The organism is Paraburkholderia adhaesiva, from assembly GCF_021390575.1.
GTDB lineage: Bacteria > Pseudomonadota > Gammaproteobacteria > Burkholderiales > Burkholderiaceae > Paraburkholderia > Paraburkholderia adhaesiva.
In genome coordinates this window covers 1,185,485-1,203,130 of sequence record NZ_JAJEJQ010000001.1, presented here as the reverse complement: position 1 = coordinate 1,203,130, position 17,646 = coordinate 1,185,485, and the positions used below count along the sequence as shown (strand labels likewise).

The 17,646-nt window shown below is 62.5% G+C and carries 16 protein-coding genes and 1 tRNA gene; 2 read left to right on the top strand and 15 right to left on the bottom strand.

What is annotated here, in order from left to right:
• Positions 1-106: 106 nt before the first annotated feature.
• The 11 genes from pheS to L0U80_RS05300 all read right to left on the bottom strand — a co-directional run bounded on the left by pheS (position 107) and on the right by L0U80_RS05300 (position 10,422).
• Positions 107-1,120: a phenylalanine--tRNA ligase subunit alpha gene (pheS, locus tag L0U80_RS05350; protein WP_233862946.1), complete on the bottom strand. Its 1,014-nt coding sequence runs from the start codon at positions 1,118-1,120 to the stop codon at positions 107-109.
• Between the two features lie 193 nt (positions 1,121-1,313).
• The gene (rplT, locus tag L0U80_RS05345) at positions 1,314-1,673 is read right to left on the bottom strand and encodes a 50S ribosomal protein L20 (RefSeq protein WP_124153436.1); all 360 of its coding nucleotides are present in this window, start codon (positions 1,671-1,673) and stop codon (positions 1,314-1,316) included.
• A 30-nt stretch (positions 1,674-1,703) separates the two neighbouring features.
• Positions 1,704-1,901: a 50S ribosomal protein L35 gene (gene rpmI / locus L0U80_RS05340; protein WP_233862945.1), complete on the bottom strand. Its 198-nt coding sequence runs from the start codon at positions 1,899-1,901 to the stop codon at positions 1,704-1,706.
• A gap of 324 nt (positions 1,902-2,225) precedes the next feature.
• Complete coding sequence (infC, locus tag L0U80_RS05335; protein ID WP_233865683.1) at positions 2,226-2,747, bottom strand: translation initiation factor IF-3; 522 nt, start codon at positions 2,745-2,747, stop codon at positions 2,226-2,228.
• Between the two features lie 47 nt (positions 2,748-2,794).
• A complete protein-coding gene (thrS, locus tag L0U80_RS05330; protein WP_233862944.1) occupies positions 2,795-4,702 on the bottom strand; it encodes a threonine--tRNA ligase in 1,908 nt (635 codons plus the stop codon).
• Between the two features lie 307 nt (positions 4,703-5,009).
• Positions 5,010-5,086 (bottom strand) — tRNA-Val (locus L0U80_RS05325).
• Positions 5,087-5,172: 86 nt separating this feature from the next.
• A complete protein-coding gene (locus L0U80_RS05320; RefSeq protein WP_233862943.1) occupies positions 5,173-7,401 on the bottom strand; it encodes a RelA/SpoT family protein in 2,229 nt (742 codons plus the stop codon).
• 75 nt (positions 7,402-7,476) lie between these two features.
• Complete coding sequence (locus L0U80_RS05315; protein ID WP_233862942.1) at positions 7,477-7,830, bottom strand: RidA family protein; 354 nt, start codon at positions 7,828-7,830, stop codon at positions 7,477-7,479.
• 59 nt (positions 7,831-7,889) lie between these two features.
• Complete coding sequence (locus tag L0U80_RS05310) at positions 7,890-8,783, bottom strand: alpha/beta fold hydrolase (protein ID WP_233862941.1); 894 nt, start codon at positions 8,781-8,783, stop codon at positions 7,890-7,892.
• A gap of 277 nt (positions 8,784-9,060) precedes the next feature.
• Positions 9,061-9,702: a CoA transferase subunit B gene (locus L0U80_RS05305; protein WP_233862940.1), complete on the bottom strand. Its 642-nt coding sequence runs from the start codon at positions 9,700-9,702 to the stop codon at positions 9,061-9,063.
• A gap of 12 nt (positions 9,703-9,714) precedes the next feature.
• Positions 9,715-10,422: a CoA transferase subunit A gene (locus L0U80_RS05300; protein WP_233862939.1), complete on the bottom strand. Its 708-nt coding sequence runs from the start codon at positions 10,420-10,422 to the stop codon at positions 9,715-9,717.
• A gap of 247 nt (positions 10,423-10,669) precedes the next feature.
• Here L0U80_RS05300 and L0U80_RS05295 point away from each other — a divergent pair, with 247 nt between their 5' ends.
• Positions 10,670-11,233 (top strand): LuxR C-terminal-related transcriptional regulator, encoded by a 564-nt coding sequence (locus tag L0U80_RS05295; protein WP_233862938.1) that lies wholly within the window; start codon positions 10,670-10,672, stop codon positions 11,231-11,233.
• A 26-nt stretch (positions 11,234-11,259) separates the two neighbouring features.
• On the opposite strand, the gene L0U80_RS05290 is transcribed toward L0U80_RS05295, so the two are convergent.
• Together L0U80_RS05290 and L0U80_RS05285 are read right to left on the bottom strand one after the other, a co-directional pair.
• Positions 11,260-11,700 (bottom strand): acyl-CoA thioesterase, encoded by a 441-nt coding sequence (locus L0U80_RS05290; protein WP_233862937.1) that lies wholly within the window; start codon positions 11,698-11,700, stop codon positions 11,260-11,262.
• A gap of 55 nt (positions 11,701-11,755) precedes the next feature.
• Entirely contained in the window at positions 11,756-12,535 is a 780-nt protein-coding gene (locus L0U80_RS05285) for an SDR family oxidoreductase (RefSeq protein ID WP_233862936.1), read from the bottom strand.
• Between the two features lie 175 nt (positions 12,536-12,710).
• Here L0U80_RS05285 and L0U80_RS05280 point away from each other — a divergent pair, with 175 nt between their 5' ends.
• Entirely contained in the window at positions 12,711-14,384 is a 1,674-nt protein-coding gene (locus L0U80_RS05280) for an electron transfer flavoprotein-ubiquinone oxidoreductase (protein ID WP_233862935.1), read from the top strand.
• Between the two features lie 92 nt (positions 14,385-14,476).
• Here L0U80_RS05280 and aroC read toward each other — a convergent pair whose 3' ends face one another.
• Positions 14,477-15,577, bottom strand: coding sequence for a chorismate synthase (aroC, locus tag L0U80_RS05275; protein ID WP_233862934.1), 1,101 nt, complete (start codon positions 15,575-15,577; stop codon positions 14,477-14,479).
• Between the two features lie 84 nt (positions 15,578-15,661).
• Positions 15,662-17,629 (bottom strand): MFS transporter, encoded by a 1,968-nt coding sequence (locus tag L0U80_RS05270; protein WP_233862933.1) that lies wholly within the window; start codon positions 17,627-17,629, stop codon positions 15,662-15,664.
• Positions 17,630-17,646: the final 17 nt, after the last annotated feature.

The following is a 17,646-nucleotide window of genomic DNA, read 5'->3' as shown; positions in this document are numbered from 1 at the left end:
CGTTCCAGACAGATTGAGACCGTCACGAAGCGGGTTCTCGCGCACCGTTATTCGGTGCCGCGTCCGTTTCGTGAAGCGCAGATGCGTCGAGTGCTTGGTCGGCGCGTCAGGCGAACTGGCGCAAGAAGCGCAGATCGCCTTCGAAGAACAGACGCAGATCCTGCACGCCGTAGCGCAGCATCGTCAGGCGTTCGAGACCGCTGCCGAACGCGAAGCCGATATAGCGCTCCGGGTCGAGGCCCATGTTGCGGATCACGGTCGGATGCACCTGGCCCGAGCCCGAGATTTCGAGCCACTTGCCCGCGTTCTTGCCCTGCTCGAACATCATGTCGATTTCGGCCGATGGTTCCGTAAACGGGAAATACGAAGGACGGAATCGCACCTTGATATCGTCACGTTCGAAGAATTTCTTCAGGAAATCGGTGTAGACGCCCTTCAGGTCCGCGAAGCTGATGTTCTCCTCGATCCAGAGACCTTCGACCTGGTTGAACATCGGCGAGTGGGTCGCGTCGCTGTCCACGCGATACGTGCGGCCCGGCACGATCACCTTGATCGGCGGCGTGTGCGTGCGCGCGTAGCGCACCTGCATCGGGCTCGTGTGCGTGCGCAGCAGCAGCGGCCGGCCTTCCGCATCCTTGCCGTCGACGTAGAACGTGTCCTGCATCGAACGCGCCGGATGGTTTTCCGGGCTGTTGAGCGACGTGAAGTTGTACCAGTCGGTCTCGATCTCGGGACCGTCTGCCACGTCGAAGCCGATCGAGCCGAAAATCTGCTCGACGCGCTCCCACGTTTGCATCACCGGGTGCAGGCTGCCCGTGCCGGGTCCGCGGCCAGGCAACGTAACGTCGATCGCTTCGGCGGCGAGCCGCTGGTTCAGGAGCGCGTCGGCCAGCGCCTGGCGGCGCGCGGTGAGCGCGGCCTCGACCTGCTGCTTGACGGCGTTGATACGCGCGCCTTCGGTCTTGCGCGTCTCGGGATCGAGCTTGCCCATACCCTTCAGCAGTTCGGTCAGCGCGCCCGACTTGCCGAGAAAGCGGGCTTTCTCGTTTTCGAGCGTGTTGACGTCAGGGGCGGCAGCGAAGGCGCTTTGCGCGTCGGCGACAATCTGGTCCAGATCCATTGATCCCATCTTTTCAGCGTCAGTGTTTGAGTCTTGTGCGATACCGCTCGCGCATGGCGGGCGACACGGCATGAAGCATGTGCGCGGAGCGTACCAACAAAAACGGGGCTCGGTGAGGAGCCCCGTTTTTGTTGCAGCATCACCGAAACAACCGGAATGTCTGCTGCAACGAACCTGCGCAATACCTGTTCAATCAGGCAGCGACGGCGGCCTTCACCTGCTTGACGATCGCAGCAAATGCAGGCTTGTCGAACACCGCCATATCGGCCAGGACCTTGCGGTCGAGTTCGATCGACGCCTTCTTCAGGCCGTTGATGAACACGCTGTAGGTCATGTCGTGCTGACGCACCGCCGCGTTGATACGCGTGATCCACAGTGCGCGGAACACACGCTTCTTGTTGCGGCGATCGCGGTAGGCGTATTGGCCTGCGCGCATGACCGCCTGCTTGGCGATGCGATAGACGTTATTGCGACGGCCGCGGTAACCCTTGGCCAGGTTGATGATTTTCTTGTGACGGGCCCGTGCGGTAACCCCACGTTTTACTCGAGGCATGTTTAGCTCCTATGAGTTGTCGGTTGAGGATTACGCGAACGGCATCATTGCGCGGACGGACTTCACATCAGAATCGTGAACGGCCGTGGCACCACGCAGATGACGCTTGTTCTTGGTGGTCTTCTTGGTCAGGATGTGACGCTTGAAGGCTTGACCGCGCTTGACGGTACCACCCGGACGCACCACGAAGCGCTTTGCAGCGCTCTTCTTGGTCTTCATCTTGGGCATGACGAAACTCCATTATTTGATGGATATGGGTGTGCGGCTGGCTCTTGCGCATTGTGTGAAACACCACGCGTTTCGCCCTCTGACCGCCCTTCGAAACCCACTCCACTTGTTTTCGCAGCTGGCTGCTTCAGTCGACTCTTTCGACCGACTTCGCTCACCGCCGCTTTCAGGAAAAACGCCCGTCTGCCACACGTGAGCGCACTCTCGTGCGGCGCGCGGGCGCCGTTCCGGAACCTGCTTTCCACCCCGGCCTTAAACGCCGCCGGAGCGCACTTCTCAAACCCGCTCACACTCGCCGCGCCGCAAGAGCGGCGCTACGTATGCTTACTTCTTTTTCTTCGGAGAGAGCACCATGATCATCTGGCGCCCTTCCATTTTCGGCATCTGCTCGACCTGGCCAACCTCGTCGAGGTCGGTGCGCAGACGTTCGAGCATGCGCATGCCGATTTCCTGGTGGGCCATTTCGCGGCCCCGGAAACGCAACGTAATCTTCGTTTTGTCGCCTTCTTCGAGGAAGCGGACGAGATTACGCAGCTTGACGTTGTAATCGCCGTCGTCGGTACCCGGGCGGAATTTGACTTCCTTGACCTGGATGACCTTCTGCTTGAGCTTGGCCTCGTGCTGCTTCTTCGCCTCCTGGTACTTGAACTTGCCGTAGTCCATCAAACGGCAGACCGGGGGCACCGCCTGCGGGGCAATTTCAACCAGATCGACGTCCTGTTGTTCCGACATCCGGAACGCATCGGCGAGCTTCACGATGCCGAGCGGCTCATTCTCGATTCCGACGAGACGCACCTCAGGCGCAGTAATTTCGCCGTTGATGCGATGCGACTTTTCAGTAGCGATGTTACGTTTCCTCTAAAAATTAAAAAGAGCCGGGGTACCGAAGTGGCTTACCGGAACGTCTGCACGTCTTCGCGCAGGCGCTCGGAGAAGGCATCGACGGGCATGACACCCAGGTCGACACCGCCACGGGCACGCACGGCTACCGTTTGTGCTTCACGCTCCTTGTCGCCGACGACAAGCAGGTACGGCACCTTTTCGAGCGTGTGCTCGCGTATTTTATAGCTAATTTTCTCGTTGCGCAAATCGGCCTCCACTCTAACCCCTTGTTTTTGCAACGATTGGGCCAGATTGGCGGCATATTCGGCCTGACTTTCCGCGATATTCATCACGACAGCCTGCACCGGAGCGAGCCACGACGGCATCGCACCAGCATGGTGCTCGATCAGAATCCCGAGGAAACGCTCCATCGAGCCGAGGATCGCACGGTGCAGCATGATCGGGCGACGGCGGCTGTTGTCCTCCGCCACATACTCGGCGCCGAGGCGCTCTGGCAGCACCATATCGAGCTGCAGCGTGCCGCACTGCCACGAGCGGCCGAGCGCGTCCTTGATGTGGTACTCGACCTTCGGGCCATAGAACGCGCCCTCGCCCGGCAGCTCTTCCCACTGCAGGCCGCAAGCCGTCAATGCGTCGCGCAGGCCCTGCTCGGCACGGTCCCACGTCTCATCCGTCCCCGCGCGCGAGTCCGGGCGCAGCGACAGCTTGATGTCGATGTGATCGAACCCGAAATCCTTGTAGACGCTCATCGCGAGCGTGTTGAAGGCGATCGACTCGCTGATGACCTGATCTTCCGTACAGAAGATGTGCGCGTCATCCTGGACGAAGCCGCGCACGCGCATCAGGCCGTGCAGCGCGCCCGACGCTTCGTTGCGATGGCACGAACCGAACTCCGCATAGCGCAGGGGCAGATCGCGGTACGAACGCAGGCCGTGGTTGAACACCTGGACGTGGCCAGGGCAGTTCATCGGCTTGACGGCGTAGTCGCGCTTTTCCGACTCCGTCGTGAACATGTTTTCACGGTAGTTCTGCCAGTGACCCGACGCTTCCCAGAGGGAGCGATCCATGATCATCGGCGTCTTGATCTCGTCGTAGCCGGCTTCGCGCAGACGGCCGCGCATGTACTGCTCGACCTGCTGCCAGAGCGTCCAGCCCTTCGGGTGCCAGAACACCATGCCCGGCGACTCGTCCTGCATGTGGAACAGGTCGAGTTGCTTGCCGAGCTTGCGGTGGTCGCGCTTTTCCGCCTCTTCGAGCATGTGCAGGTAGGCGTCCTGATCTTCCTTCTTCGTCCAGGCCGTACCGTAGATGCGCTGAAGCTGCTCGTTCTTCGAATCGCCGCGCCAGTAGGCGCCCGCGACCTTCATCAGCTTGAAGACCTTGAGCTTGCCCGTCGACGGTACGTGCGGCCCGCGGCACAGATCCGTGAAACCGCCGTGCGCATACAGCTTGATATCTTCCGCGCCGGGAATCGACTCGATGATCTCGGCCTTGTACTTCTCGCCGATGCTCAGGAAATAATCGACCGCCTCGCCGCGCGAGACAACGCGACGCGTGACCAGCTCGTCCTTCTTCGCGAGATCCTGCATGCGCTTTTCGATCTTTTCGAGATCTTCGGGCGTAAAGGGACGGCTGTAGGCGAAGTCGTAGTAGAAACCGTTGTCGATGACCGGTCCGATCGTGACCTGCGCTTCCGGATACAGATCCTTCACCGCGTACGCGAGCAAGTGCGCCGTCGAGTGACGGATGATGTCGAGGCCGTCTGCGTCCTTGTCGGTGACGATGGCGAGCGATGCGTCGTGATCGATCAGCGTCGACGTATCGACCAGTTCGCCGTCGAGCTTGCCGCCGAGCGCCGCCTTGGCGAGACCCGGGCCAATCGAGGCCGCCACTTCGGCGACCGTCACGGGATGATCGTACTGTCGAACCGAACCGTCAGGCAGACGTATCGCAACCATTGCATTCTCCATAAGAGGCTGGCTCGATGTGAGCCAGTCGCACGTCGTACAAACAGACCCTCGTCCCAAGCCCGCGGCGCTTGCGACGAACTTGCGGCGAAAAAAAATGCGGCCCCGCTTTCGAGGGGCCGCATTCACATGATCAAACCAGACAGCAGGGCGAAAGTGGTCCTCGACTAGCGTCGTTCCGGAGTAGTCTCGGTGAACGTTCGCGGTGTCATAACCGTATTCGCCTTATAGCGCTTTGCGCCCTTACTGCATTTGAAGCCTCGGCAATGCCAGAGCATCACCCAAACTTCGATTTCGTTGGTAGGCTCGATTGGACTCGAACCAACGACCCCCACCATGTCAAGGTGGTGCTCTAACCAGCTGAGCTACGAGCCTGAAGAAGCAAGATTGTATGATGCACTCGCTGACTTGGCAAGCGGTTTTTTTGCGGCGCGGAAAAACGCTGCGCGAATAAGCCCGGGTCAGGCCTTGCGTGACGCCTTCACCACACCGCCCACCTCGCCCAGCAGCACACAGGCGCGCTGGATCTGGGCGGAAGACGAGACCTCGACCGTAAACATCATGTACGCCGCATTGCGCCGCGATTGCGTCTTCACACCGATCACGTTCATCTTCTCGCGAGCGAACACCTCCGAAATATCTCGGAGAAGTCCCTGGCGGTCGGTAGCCTCGATCGAGATGTCCACCGGGTAGACCGACCGTCCGCGCCCGCCGATTACGTCGGCGGACCAGGTGGTCTGCAGCACACGTTCGGGCGAGCGGCCCGCCATGCGCAGGAACGTTGGACAGTCGCTGCGATGGATCGACATGCCCTTGCCGCGCGTGATGAATCCGCTGATTTCATCCGGTGGCGCCGGGCGACAGCAGCGTGCGAGCTGCGTGAGAAGCGCATCGACGCCCACGACCAGCACACCCGACGACGCCCCGTGCGCCACGTTCGCCCCGCTCGCGCGCTTGGTGAGCTGCTCGGGCGTCTCTTCTTCCGGCTCGACGGCGGGCGCGTCATGCAACGCCTGCTCGACCTGGCGCAAGCTGAACTCTTCCTTGCCCACCACCGCGAAGAGTTCGTCAGGCGTCTTGAAGCCGAGCCTTGCCGCAAGCTGATCGAGGCTGACCGACGTGCGGCCCTCGCGCTGCAAGGTCTTTTCGACCATCGCCCGGCCGTTCGCGATGTTTTCCTGCGCATCGATCGCGTTGAACCACGCACGCACCTTCTGCCGCGCGCGGTGGCTTTGCAGATAGCCGAGCTGCGGATTGAGCCAGTCGCGCGACGGACCGCCCTCTTTCACCGCGACCACCTCGACGGTCTGGCCGTTACGCAACTGCGTGTTGAGCGGCACCATCGCGCCGTCCACACGTGCTCCGCGACAGCGATGCCCCAGTTCACTGTGCAGGTGATAGGCGAAGTCGAGCGGCGTCGCACCCACAGGCAGCGCGATCACGCGCGCCTGTGGCGTCAACACGTAGATGTGGTCGTCGTCGAGCGTGGTCTGGCGCAGTTGCTCCCAAGGCTCGCGGTTGTCCGCAACGTCGTCCTTCCATGCGAGCAACTGCCTCAACCACGCGATCTTCTCGTCATAGCTGCCGCTTGCACTGAACTGCCCGCCGTAACCCTTCGACCCGGCTTCCTTGTAACGCCAGTGAGCGGCCACGCCGTACTCTGCGAACTGGTGCATCTCCCGCGTACGGATCTGCACTTCGAAAGCGCGAGCGTCATCGCCGATCACGACCGTGTGCAACGACCGGTAGCCATTGGGCTTCGGCCGCGAGATGTAGTCATCGAATTCCTTCGGCACCGGTTGCCACAGGTTGTGCACGATGCCGAGCACTGTGTAGCAATCCTTGATGTCCGGCACGATGACGCGGAACGCGCGAACGTCATACAGTTCGGAGAAGTCGAGGTCCTTGCCCCGCATCTTCTTCCAGATGCTGTAGATGTGCTTCGGCCGCCCGCTGACTTCCGCCTCGATGTGTGCTGCCGCGATCTCGCTCTGCAGCCGCGCGATCGCCGACGAAACGTAGGACTCGCGCTCGGCGCGCTTCTCGTCAAGGAGCTTCGCGATGCGCTTGTACGTGACGGGTTCCTCGAAGCGAAATGCGAGGTCTTCTAGCTCCCACTTGAGTTGCCAGATACCGAGCCGGTTGGCGAGTGGCGCATAGATCTCGAGCGTCTCACGCGACACTTCCGGCGCGGGCGTGATTTTCGCGGCAGCGTAGTAACGCAGCGACTGCACCCGCGATGCGAGCCGGATCAGCACGACGCGAATATCGTGAGCAAACGCGAGCAGCATCTTGCGCAGCGATTCGACCTGCGCGCGGCGCTCGGATTGCGCGTCGCGGCCCGTATCGACCGCCGCGTGCTGGGCCGCGCGCAGGCTCACTGTGCCAAGGCGCAGGAGCTTGCGCACATCGAAGACGAGCTTCGTCACATCCGGGCCGAATCGCGCTTCGAGCGTCGTTTCGGGGTCGTCGAGATGCGGCGCGATATTGAAGAGCGCCGCCGCAAGCACCGCGGGCGGATCGACGTTCAGTCCGCCCATGATCGCTGCCGTGCCCTGCGCGTGCTCGATGAGCATCTCGCCCGTAGACAGGCGCGCATCGCCCGCGTGCTCGCGCACGAACGCAAGCGTGTCGTCGATCGACGGCAACGTAACCGGTACGGCGGGCAAGGGTGGGCTTTCGTTACTCATGAGACGGTGCCCGCCGGCGCGCCGGACGGGCTACAACAAAACGGAATAAACAATCGTTGGGCGCGTTGCAGAGGGTTAGCTGCGCTGGGCAGCCACCACGACGATTTCGACGAGGCATTCCGGATTCGCGAGCCTCGCTTCGACCGTCGCACGCGGCGGCGTGGCGCCCTGCACGACCCACGTATCCCAAACGGCGTTCATGCCGGGGAAATCTTTCATGTCCGCCAGATAGATCTGCACGGAGAGCATCAGCGACTTGTCGCTGTTCGCTTCGCCGAGCAGACGGTCGATGTGGCCGAGGACTTCGCGCGTCTGACCCGTGATGTCCTGCTTCGTGTCGTCCGCGATCTGGCCAGCGAGATAGACCGTGCCATTGTGGACTGCGATCTCCGAAAGGCGCGGACCAACGTGGTGACGAATGACTGCCATGAAGATTCCTGTAGAAGTTGGACGCGGGCATTGGCCAAGTCGCGTCGGGCAATCTCATATTATGACGCGTCGCCGTCCCGAGCGCAGAGGAAACGCCGTGCCAATGAGATCTGGTCGTCAGACAGAAACGCCGGCGCATGGCCAACACCCGGGATTTCGACGCTCGACACGTCATGCCCCGCTTTGACCATTTTGCTGACCGTCTCGCGCGAAAGCAGGTCCGATTGCTCGCCGCGCACAACAAGCACCGGCCCCCTGAACGCCGCCAGCGAACGCCACAAAAATTGCTCGCCCAGTTCGCTCTGTTCGGGCGTGACCGCCTTGAACGGCTCGCCGATACGCGGGTCATAGCGGAAACGCCACTCGCCATCCACTTCGCGCAGAAGTGGCGTGTTGATCTCACGCCACTCGTCATCCGTGAGTGCCCCGAACGAGGCAGCGAGCCGAGCCGCACAATCGACGCCCGCCTGCAGCGACGGGAATCGATCGTCGCGCCCGACGTAATCGCCGATGCGTGCGAGAGCACCTGGCTCGATATGCGGGCCAACGTCATTCACCACCATGCGGCCAATCGGCGCATCGGGCAAACCTGCGAGCGACATGCCGATCAGCCCGCCCATTGACGTTCCGAACCAGTCCACCTTCTCGACACCGGTACGTGCGATCAGCGTGACCATATCGGCGACATACTGCGCGGCACCATAGCCGCGAGAGTCGACGAGCCACGACGACAGCCCCCGTCCGACGACATCGGGACATACAACGCGATACGTGTCCGACAACGCGGCGGCGAGCCGGTCGAAGTCGCGGCCCGAACGCGTGAGCCCGTGCACGCAAACGAGTACGCGCGGATTGCCAGCGTCACCCCACTCGGTGTAAGCGATGCGATGCAGGCCCGAGGGGCTGACACACTGAACGTAGTGTTGACGTGGCACGGCGGACGGCAGGCTCATCGCTGGTTCCTCGTGGAAGGTTGTCCGGCGATTGTAATCGGCTTTGCGCTGCGGGATAGCCACGCGCCGCGCGGCGTTGCGGTGCCGGCAATCCACTGCACGCAGCCGAAAACCACGCACAGCAAGGCGGCGCACGTACGAAACCTGGCGTTTCGGCCTATGCCGCCCGGACGACGTTTCAGCCGCGCCGCGAAACGCGAAAATGCACACGTACCCAAACAAAACGGGCGAGACCGAAGTCCCGCCCGCCCAGGTCATGCTCAATCAGCTACAGCGATCAGTTGACAGCGCTCACATCGAGAGCCGCGCCCGTCTTCGCCTTGATTTCGTCCACGGTCACCCCCGGTGCCAGTTCGGTCACCACGAGGCCCGCGTCCGTCACCTCGATCACGCCAAGGTCGGTGATGATGACGTCCACTACGCCCACACCCGTGAGCGGCAGCGTGCACGCATCGAGAATCTTGTGCTGATCCCCCTTCGCGACGTGCTCCATGAGCACGACCACGCGCTTGACACCCGCCACGAGGTCCATCGCGCCGCCCATGCCCTTGATCATCTTGCCCGGGATCATCCAGTTCGCGAGGTCGCCCTTTTCGCTCACCTGCATCGCGCCGAGGATCGCGAGATTGATGTGGCCGCCGCGAATCATCGCGAACGAGTCCGCCGACGAGAAAATCGACGAACCCGGCAGCGTCGTCACGGTCTGCTTGCCGGCGTTGATCATGTCCGCGTCGACCTCGTCTTCGGTCGGGAACGGACCGATGCCCAGCAGGCCGTTCTCCGACTGCAGCCACACTTCCATGCCCGCGGGCACGTGATTGGCCACGAGTGTCGGCAAGCCGATGCCGAGGTTCACATAAAAGCCGTCCTTCAATTCCCGCGCCGCGCGCGCAGCCATTTCGTCACGATTCCATGCCATGATCGGTCTCCCTCAGGCGCGTGCTGCAGCGCGCACGGTACGTTGTTCGATACGCTTCTCCGGGTGCGCATTGAGCACGATGCGCTGCACGAAGATGCCCGGCGTATGGATTGCATCCGGATCGAGTTCGCCGTTCTCGACGATCTCCTCGACCTCGGCGACCGTGATCTTGCCCGCCATCGCGCACATCGGATTGAAGTTGCGCGCCGTGCGGCGGTAGATGAGGTTGCCCGACTTGTCGGCCTTCCACGCCTTGACGAGCGCGACATCGGCCGTCAACGAGTGCTCAAGCACGTAGTGGTTCTCGCCGAACTGGCGCGTTTCCTTGCCTTCGGCGATCAGCGTGCCGTAACCCGTATTGGTGAAGAACGCCGGAATGCCGGCGCCGCCCGCGCGCAATTTCTCGGCCAGCGTGCCCTGCGGCGTGAATTCAAGTTCGAGTTCGCCCGAGAGGTACTGGCGCTCGAATTCCTTGTTCTCGCCCACATAGGACGAAATCATCTTCTTGATCTGGCGTGTCTCGAGCAGCAGGCCGAGACCGAAACCGTCCACGCCCGCGTTGTTGCTGATGCAGGTGATGCCCTTTACGCCGGTGTCACGCAGCGCGCCGATCAGCGCCTCGGGAATGCCGCACAGCCCGAAACCGCCGACTGCAAACGTCTGGCCGTCCTTGACGATGCCTTCGAGCGCGGCAGCCGCGCTTCCATAGACCTTGTTCATCAGTGTGTCCCTTCCTCGAATGGAAATCCGGATTCCGGTGCTTGTTGCAGCTTGTTCCGGTCTTGCGCGGGGGTGCCCGTCAGGTCCCGGGAAAGCCTCATTTTAGCCACGTGCCGATGGCGCTGCTGTCAAGCGGTTCGCCCCGGACGATCGTGCAACCGGCCCTCTGATGGGTGCAAAGCGTACGCCGGTGGGCTGATGCGGCACAATACGCAAAACTACATAAAGCAATACCCGCACCGCCGCCATGTCCGACACCCCTGCCCACTCTGCGCTCGACTACCAGACCGCGTTCCATCTTGCACCGATCGGCCTCGTGCTATCGCGCGACCGTACGATCGAAGACTGCAACGACCAGGTCGCAGCAATCTTCCGCTGCCCGCGCGAAGCGCTGATCGGACAGTCCTTTCAGGTGCTGTATCCGTCGGCGGACGAATTCGAACGTATTGGCGCGCGAATTTTGCCGATCATGACTGCCCAGGGCAGCTACGCCGACGACCGCATCATGAAACGGGCCGACGGCGACCTGTTCTGGTGCCACGTGACCGGCCGCTCGCTCGACCGCGCGACGCCGCATGCGGCGGGTATCTGGACGTTCGAGGATCTGAGCGCGACACGACGCGTAGCAATCGAATTGACGCCGCGCGAGCGCGAAATCGCGGCGCAACTGGTGACGGGAAAAACGAGCAAGCAGATCGGCCGGATTCTCGACATCAGCTCGCGCACGGTGGATGTCTACCGTGCGCGGCTGATGCGCAAGTACGACACCGGCAACGCAACCGAACTGTTGCAACGGCTGCTCGGCCAATGACGGCCGGTGAACGCAGCCCGCGAGGCTCAGCCGGGTCGGCTGGCCTTGACGAGCGGAGCCTGCTCGATCGTGACGCGCAGCGTGTCGGGAATCGGCACGGATTTGCCGGCCGCGTAGTCGATCCATACGCAACGCGCATTGCCTCGCGCGTAGAGCGTTTCGGGATCGTCGGCGCGGCGTAGTTCGAAACCGGTGTCGAAGCTGCTGCGGCCCGGCTCGCCGACCGTCATCGTGCAAACGATGTCGCCCGGATAGTGCAATTGCCTCAAAAACTCCATCGACGCATTGACGATCACTGGCCCCTGCCCTTTGGCGTCGGGGCCGGCCATGTCCAGCTGCTCGAACCACGAAATCCGCACCTGCTCCATGTAGCGAAAATAGACGGTGTTGTTCACGTGACCGAAGGCATCCATGTCGCCCCAGCGGATCGGCATGGTCATTTCAAAAACGGGGTGGTAATTACTCATTGCACTTCTTCTTGCGTCAATACGAGGCGCCGAATTCCGGCGCCGGGCTCGCTCGTCAGGCGAGCCCGAAGCCGTCGTCGGCGGTGATGATCGAGCCGTTCATGAAAGAGGACTCGTCGGCGGCCAGTAACAGCAGCAGGCCGTCCAGATCTTCGGGCATGCCGACGCGATGACGCGGCAGCATCGAGATGAGCTTCTGGCCCTGCTCGGTCGCCCAGTGATGATGGTTGATTTCGGTGTCGATGTAGCCGGGGCAGATCGCGTTCACGTTGATCCCGTAGCGGCCCCATTCGAGGGCCATCGACTTCGTCATATGCACGACAGCAGCCTTGCTGATCGAATAGAGCCCGATCTGCGGCAGCACACGCAACCCCGCCACGGACGCGATATTGATGATCCGGTACGCCGGCTTCGGGCCGCCGACGTTACCGCGCATGATCATGCGCTTCGCCACTTCCTGCGCGACGAAAAATGCGCCGCGGGTATTCGTATCGAACACGTACTCGAAATCGGCGGGCGTCACGTCCGCCAGCTTCTGCGTGGTCGAGACGCCGGAATTGTTGACGAGGATGTCGATGGTCCCCGCCTCGGTCTCCGCGTGCGCGACGGCCGACCGGATGCTCTGGTAGTCCGTCACGTCGAGCGAAACGACGTGCGCGGCACCGCCGTCCGCCTCGATCTCGGCGCGTAGCTCCTTGAGCCGCTCGACGCGCCGACTCGCCAGCACAACCTTCGCGCCCGCTTGCGAGAGCACCCGGGCAAAACGCTTGCCGAGCCCACTCGACGCCCCGGTGATCATCGCCACCTTGCCTTCCAGATTGATCGAACGGCCCATTTGCGATTCCTGTTCAAGTATGAAGAAACGCCCTTGCCAGCTACTGACGCCAGGCGGGCGATTCTGGAAAAAATAGAACGGTCGTGCTAATGTCAGTATATTCGGTTGCAGCCCGGGGTGCCTTACCCGACAATACGAACCCGAAAAAAGCATTCTAATGGGAAGAGGAGCACTGATGACCCCCGCAAGTCTTTTGGAGCAATACGGCCCGCGCGACTCGATGGAATACGACGTGGTGATCGTAGGCGGCGGCCCGGCGGGCCTGTCGGCGGCGATCCGCCTGAAGCAGCTGGCTCAGGAAAAAGGCGTCGAGATCGGCGTCTGTGTCCTGGAAAAAGGCTCGGAAATCGGGGCGCATATCCTCTCCGGCGCGGTCATGGACCCGCGCGCGCTCAACGAACTGATCCCCGACTGGAAGGAACAGGGCGCACCGCTGAACGTGCCGGTGACCGAAGACAAGTTCCTCTTCCTTTCGGAAACCGGCGCGAAATCGGTGCCCAACTGGGCGCTGCCGGAGAACTTCAAGAACCACGGCAACTACGTCATCAGCCTCGCGAACGTTACCCGCTGGCTGGGCCAGCAGGCCGAGGCGCTGGGCGTGGAGATTTTCCCGGGCTTCCCGGCCGCCGAGGTGCTCTATAACGACGACGGCTCGGTCAAGGGTGTCGCCACCGGCAACATGGGCATCGGCAAAGACGGCGAGCCGACCGAGAATTTCCAGCTCGGCATGGAACTGCACGCCAAGTACACGCTGTTCTGCGAAGGCTGCCGCGGACATCTGGGCCGGCAGCTCAACGAAAAGCTCAAGCTCGGCAAGGATTCCGATCCGCAGGTCTACGGCATCGGTATCAAGGAACTCTGGGAAATCGATCCGGCGAAGCACCAGCCGGGCCTCGTGGTCCACACCGCAGGCTGGCCGCTGGAATCGGACACGTACGGCGGCTCGTTCCTCTATCACATCGACAACAACCAGGTGATGGTCGGTTTCGTCGTCGGCCTCGCGTATACGAATCCGTACCTCTCGCCGTTCGAAGAATTCCAGCGCTACAAGACGCACCCGGAAATCCGCAAGTACCTCGAAGGCGGCAAGCGCGTTTCCTATGGTGCGCGCGCGATCACGGCAGGCGGCTTGATGTCTCTGCCGAAGCTCACGTTCCCGGGTGGCGCGCTCGTCGGTGACGATGCGGGCTTCCTGAACGCCTCGCGCATCAAGGGCAGCCACGCCGCGATCAAGACCGGCATGCTGGCCGCCGAGGCCGCGTTCGACGCCGTGCAGGCCGGCCGCCAGAACGATGAACTCACGGCGTACCCCGAAGCGTTCAGGCAGTCGTGGCTGCACGAAGAGCTGTACAAGGCGCGCAACTTCAAGCAGTGGATGAGCAAGGGCCTGTACCTCGGCACGCTGATGGTGGGCATCGAGCAGAAGCTGTTCGGCGGCAAGGTGCCCTGGACGCTGCATCACCAGCATCGCGACAACGAGATGCTGAAACCGGCCTCGCAGTGCAAGCCGATCGAGTATCCGAAGCCTGATGGCAAGCTCACCTTCGATCGCCTGTCCTCGGTATTCATTTCCAATACGAATCACGAGGAAAACCAGCCCGCACACCTGACGCTGAAGGATGCGAGCGTGCCGGTCGATGTGAACCTGCGCACGTATGCGGGCCCCGAGGCACGATTCTGCCCGGCGGCGGTGTATGAGTTCGTGAAGAACGACGACGGCAGCGACCGTCTGCAGATCAACGCGCAGAACTGCGTGCACTGCAAGACGTGCGATATCAAGGACCCGACACAGAACATCGTGTGGGTCACGCCGGAAGGCGGTGGCGGGCCGAACTACCCGAACATGTAATTCGCCCGCAGTTTAGGCATCGACGCTTTCGCGATGCCCTAAAAAAAACGCCGCATTACGCGGCGTTTTTTTATTATCGGCTCAAGCGCGACTCATTCGTCGCTGGCCGCGATCTTCGGCGTCGTCACGACGACATCGCCGCACTGCGCACGATGGCGCAACGCGTGGTCGATCAGTACGAGCGCGAGCATGGCCTCGGCGATCGGCGTCGCACGAATGCCCACGCATGGATCGTGGCGGCCGAACGTCTCGACGGTCGCAGCCGTACCCGCCTTGTCGATCGAGCGACGCGGCGTGCGAATGCTCGACGTCGGCTTGATTGCGATCGATACGGTGATGTCCTGCCCCGTCGAAATGCCGCCGAGCACGCCGCCGGCATGATTGCCGTGGAAGCCGTTCGGCGTGAGTTCGTCGCCATGAACCGAGCCGCGCTGCGCGACGCTCGCAAAGCCTGCGCCAATCTCGACGCCCTTCACGGCGTTAATGCCCATCATCGCGTGTGCGATGTCGGCGTCGAGGCGGTCGAATAGCGGCTCGCCCCAGCCCACCGGCACGCCCGATGCCACCACGTTAATGCGCGCGCCGATCGAATCGCCGTCCTTGCGCAATGCGTCCATGTAGTCTTCGAGCTGCGGAACGATGTCGGCATTCGGCACGAAAAACGGGTTCTCGGGCACGTGCTTCCAGTCAACGAACGGCACGTCGATTTCGCCGAGCGCCGCCATGTAGCCACGCACTTCGACGCCAAAGCGCTCGCGCAGCCACTTCTTCGCCACGGCGCCCGCCGCGACGGTCGGCGCCGTCAGGCGCGCCGACGAGCGGCCGCCGCCGCGATAGTCGCGAATGCCGTACTTCTGCCAATAGGTGTAGTCCGCGTGGCCGGGCCGGAAGGTTTCGACGATATTGCCGTAGTCCTTACTGCGCTGGTCCGTGTTGCGGATCACCAGCGCGATGGGCGTACCGGTCGTCGTGCCTTCGAACACGCCCGACAGGATCTCGACCTTGTCCTCTTCCTGACGCTGCGTGACATGGCGCGACGTGCCGGGGCGGCGACGGTCCAGGTCGTGCTGGATGTCGGCCTCGGTTAGCGCCATGCCGGGCGGGCAGCCGTCGATGACGCAGCCGATGGCCGGACCGTGGGATTCGCCAAAGGTGGTGACGGTGAAAAGCGTACCGAGCGTGTTGCCGGACATGGCAGTCGTCCAAAGAAAATTCGGGAATCTGACATTATGCCAGCCCGAGTCGCACGCCGTCCGGGCATAAGGCGCTTGAGCCCCCTACCGCCGCGCCCCGCGCAATTCGGCGACGGTTTCCTGCAATCGGTCGAGCGTCACCTCGTCGGGTGCAATCGGCTCGCCCACGGCCAGCGTGAGGCGGCTAGCCAAAGCGCGCCGCGCAGGTGGCGGCTGTCCCGAACCCGCCTCGCGCGAAAACACGCTGCCCCACAGCCCGCGCAGCGCCATCGGCACGACGGGCACCGGCGAGCGCCTGAGTATCTCCGTCACACCATGGCGGAACGGGTTCATGTCGCCCGTCTTCGTGAGCTTGCCCTCGGGAAAGATGCAGACGAGGTCACCGTCGGCTAGTGCCGCAGCGCACGCGTCATAGGCGGCCGAGAGTTTCGCGGCGTCCTCGTGCGCGGGCGCGATCGGAATTGCCTTTGCATGCCGGAACACCCAGCCGAGGAACGGGTTCCGGAAAATCTGGTGATCCATCACGAAGCGGATCGGACGCGGGCTTTCGGCCATGATGACGATCGCATCGACGTAGCTCACGTGATTGCAGACCAGCACGGCCGGACCCGTGACAGGAATGCGCTCGACGTGAACGAGCCGCACGCGATAGAACGTATGCACGAGCACCCACGCGATGAAGCGCAGCAGGAACTCCGGCACGAGCGTGTAGATATACGCCGCGACGACGATGTTCAGAAGCGCCGTCGTGAGAAAGATGCCCGGAATGCCGACGCCCGCGTTGCTGAGCGTCATCGCCATGAGCGCGGACACGATCATGAAGAGCGCGTTGAGAATGTTGTTCGCGGCGATGATGCGTGCGCGATGGCTCGGCTCGCTGCGGCTCTGGATCAGCGCGTAGAGCGGCACGCTGTAGAAGCCGCCGAACATCGCGAGCAGGAACAGATCCGCGAGCACGCGCCAGTGCGCCGCCACGCCGAGAAATTCGCCGACCGACAGCAGATGCGGCGCCGCGGGCACCGCATGACTCGCGAAATAAAGATCGATGCCGAACACGCTCATGCCGATCGACCCGAGCGGCACGAGCCCGATCTCGATGCGCCGCCGCGAGAGCCGCTCGCAGAGCAGCGAGCCGAAGCCGATGCCCAGCGAGAACATGGCGAGCAGCACCGTCACGACGTCGGGGTCGGCCGACAACACGTCCTTCGCGAAATTGAAGAACGACGAGAGAAACGTCGCGCCGACGAACCACAGCCACGAGATACCGAGGAGGCTCAGAAACACCGTGCGGTTGCCGTGGGCGAGCCGCAGGTTACGCCAGGTTTCGGAGACCGGATTCCAGTTGATGCGCAGTTCAGGCTGCGAAGGCGCGCAGGGTGGCACGAATGCCGACGCCACGCGCCCGACGAGCGCCACGGCGATGCACACCGCACCCAGCCACACGGCACCTGCGGGTGTGCCGCCGCCAGCGACCGCATCCGTCGCGCCGATTCCGGCCGACACGCCACCGATAATCGTCCCAATCAGTATCGCGACGAACGTGCCCATTTCAACGAGTCCGTTGCCGCCGACAAGTTCCTCCGTGCTGAGATTCTGCGGAAGATACGCATACTTGACGGGCCCGAACACGGTCGAATGGACGCCCATCAGGAACGTGCAGACGTAGAGAAGCGGCGCACTGTGCAGCCAGAAACCCGTTGCGCCGACCAGCATCACGGCGATCTCGAACGTCTTGACCCAGCGCGCGAGCATCGCTTTGTCGTACTTGTCGGCGAACTGGCCCGCGGTGGCGGAAAAGAGCACGAATGGGGTGATGAAGATCGCCGAAATGAGGAATGCGACGGTTTTCGGATCGACGCCGGAAAATCGCGCCGCCTGATACGTGACGAGGGACGTGAAACCAATCTTGAACACGTTGTCGTTCATCGCGCCGAGGAACAGTGTCCAGAAGAAAGGCGCGAAGCGCCGCTCGCGCAGCAGCGTGAACTGCGACGCATGACCGGTGTGTTCGCGCGCGGCGTCGCTCGTTGCAGGGATCGGACGATCATTCATCGGAAGCAGCCCGGATC